Below are 2,310 nucleotides of genomic sequence, written 5' to 3' on the forward strand. Positions count from 1 at the left end.
TCGACGCTGATAGGTCCCGCGCATGCGACCACGGTGTCGTTCGCGCTCCTGATCGTGTTTCTGATCGTGCGTCCTCACGGCCTGCTTGGCCGAAAGGGCTTTGAATGACGCGATCCAACTTCGTCCTGCTGGCACTTGTCATTAGCATCGCCGCGCTGCCCATGGTCGGCGGGTCCTACGCGCTGCGACTAGGCACAATCGCCTGCATGTACGGCATTCTCGCATTATCGTGGAACGTTGTCGGCGGTTTGGCGGGCTATCCGTCGTTTGCGACGGCTGCGTTCTTCGGGTTTGGCGCTTATACGGCGGGCGTCCTGCTCGGCAAAGGTGTACCGCTAGTGGTTTCCGTTCCCGCCGCGGGGGTAATCTCCTTTGTGCTGGCGGGCCTGCTTGGCGCGGCGCTGCTTCGCCTGCGCGGTCACTATTTTGCCATCGCCAGCCTGTCGCTGATCGAAGTGTTCCGCGAACTCGTCAACAATGCCACCGATCTTACCGGCGGCGGCATGGGATTGAATATCCCGCTGACCTCCACGGCCGGCGTGATGGCGGATGCGACGCTCTTTTTCTACGTGATGTGGGGACTGCTGGTCGGCACCGCGTTGATGGTCGTTGTAGTGGCAGGCTCCAAGCTCGGTTTCGGCCTCGCCTGTATCCGGCAGAACGAAACCGCCGCTGATATGATCGGGCTCAACACCACGCTCTACAAAAGCGTCGCGTTCGGACTGTCCGCCTGCTTTGTCGGCGCTGCGGGCGGAGTGTACGCGGCGTGGGTTCATTACATCGATCCGTCCGACGTGTTCGACATTCTTTACTCGGTGAAGCCGATCGTCATGGCGCTAATCGGAGGGCTCGGCTCGCCGCTCGGCGTCCTCGTCGGGGCGCTGGTTTATCTCGGGTTGGAGGAGGTGGTCTGGCGCAACTACATCCAGATTCACAGCGGCGTGCTCGGCATTCTGATCGTCGTTCTGTTGCTTTTCCTGCCAAACGGATTGATGTCGCTGAGGTCTCGGCTTCTTGCATGGAGACCGAAGCGTGTCTGAAATCCTCCGGCTCCAGTCCGTCTCGCGGAATTTCAGTGGCTTGAAAGCGCTACGCGATGTTTCGCTCGGTATCGGCAAAGGCGAGGTTCTGGGCCTGATCGGCCCGAACGGCGCGGGGAAGACCACGCTGGTCAACGTGGTTACAGGTGTCACGCCGGCAAGCTCCGGCACGGTGACGTTCATGGGGCAGGATATCACGCGCGTGAAGACCTATCAGTCCGCGCGCCTCGGACTGTCGCGTACGTTCCAGGTCGTGCAGCCGTTCGCGGAATTCAGTGCGCTGGATAACGTCGCCGCTGCGGCGTTGTTTTCCCAGCCCGGCGAGAGCATCAAATCGGCGCGGCAGGAAGCGCGCGCGCATCTCGCGTTCGTCGGCCTTGAATCGCAATCGGATCAGCCCGCGGCGACCCTGACCCTGGCAATGCGCAAGCGCCTCGAACTCGCGAAGGCGCTAGCGATGAAGCCGAAGCTGCTGTTCCTCGACGAAGTCAATGCAGGCCTGAACAGCGCGGAAGTCGAACGCGCTACCCGCCTTATTCATCAGCTTGCAGAAAACGGCATCACCATCGTGATGATCGAGCATTTGATGAAGGTTGTGCTGAATGTCTGTACGCGGATCGTGGTGTTGCACAATGGTCAATTGATCGCGGACGGCGCTCCGCGGGATGTAATCAAGAATCCGGCCGTCGTTGAGGCCTATCTCGGTCAGCAATATGCGCAAAGGGCTGGCGCTCATGGCTGATACACCCATCCTCGAGTTGCAAAGCTTGCGCGCGGGCTATGGCGAGGTTCAGGTGCTGTGGGGCATCGATCTTGCCGTCCGAAGCGGGGAAATCACCGCGCTGATCGGTTCCAATGGCGCGGGCAAGACGACGCTGATGCGTGCTTTGTCGGGACTGATACCGATCCAGTCGGGAAGCTATCGCTCCGACGGCGTCGATCTCTCCGATGCGACCGCAGCAGCAATCCTGTCGCACGGCATCGTTCACGTGCCGGAGGGCCGGCGGCTGTTCGGCGCAATGAGCATCGAAGACAATCTCTTGATGGGGGCCTATTCGCGCACGGCCGGACGGGCCGAGATTAGCCGCGACATGGACCGCGTTTATGCGACGTTCCCCAAACTGTTCGAGCGTCGCAATCAGGCGGCGGCGACGTTGTCCGGCGGCGAGCAGCAGATGTGCGCGATTGGGCGTGGGTTGATGAGTGCGCCGAAACTCCTGATGGTCGATGAATTGTCGCTTGGATTGTCGCCGCTGCTGGTGGAGCAGCT

3 protein-coding genes are annotated in these 2,310 nt (G+C 61.0%); all 3 read left to right on the forward strand.

Translation table 11 applies throughout. From position 1 onward, the window contains the following. Positions 1-104: 104 nt before the first annotated feature. Entirely contained in the window at positions 105-1,040 is a 936-nt protein-coding gene (locus Q7T45_RS26780; RefSeq protein WP_304874997.1) for a branched-chain amino acid ABC transporter permease, read from the forward strand. Further along, positions 1,033-1,782 (forward strand): ABC transporter ATP-binding protein, encoded by a 750-nt coding sequence (locus tag Q7T45_RS26785; RefSeq protein ID WP_304874999.1) that lies wholly within the window; start codon positions 1,033-1,035, stop codon positions 1,780-1,782. The genes Q7T45_RS26780 and Q7T45_RS26785 overlap by 8 nt, the downstream gene beginning before the upstream one ends. Next, positions 1,775-2,310 (forward strand): ABC transporter ATP-binding protein (locus tag Q7T45_RS26790; protein WP_304875000.1); only part of this gene is annotated, 536 nt, incomplete at its 3' end. The genes Q7T45_RS26785 and Q7T45_RS26790, both read left to right, overlap by 8 nt.

The sequence above is a fragment of the Bradyrhizobium sp. genome, assembly GCF_030646015.1.
Taxonomy (GTDB): Bacteria; Pseudomonadota; Alphaproteobacteria; order Rhizobiales; family Xanthobacteraceae; genus Bradyrhizobium.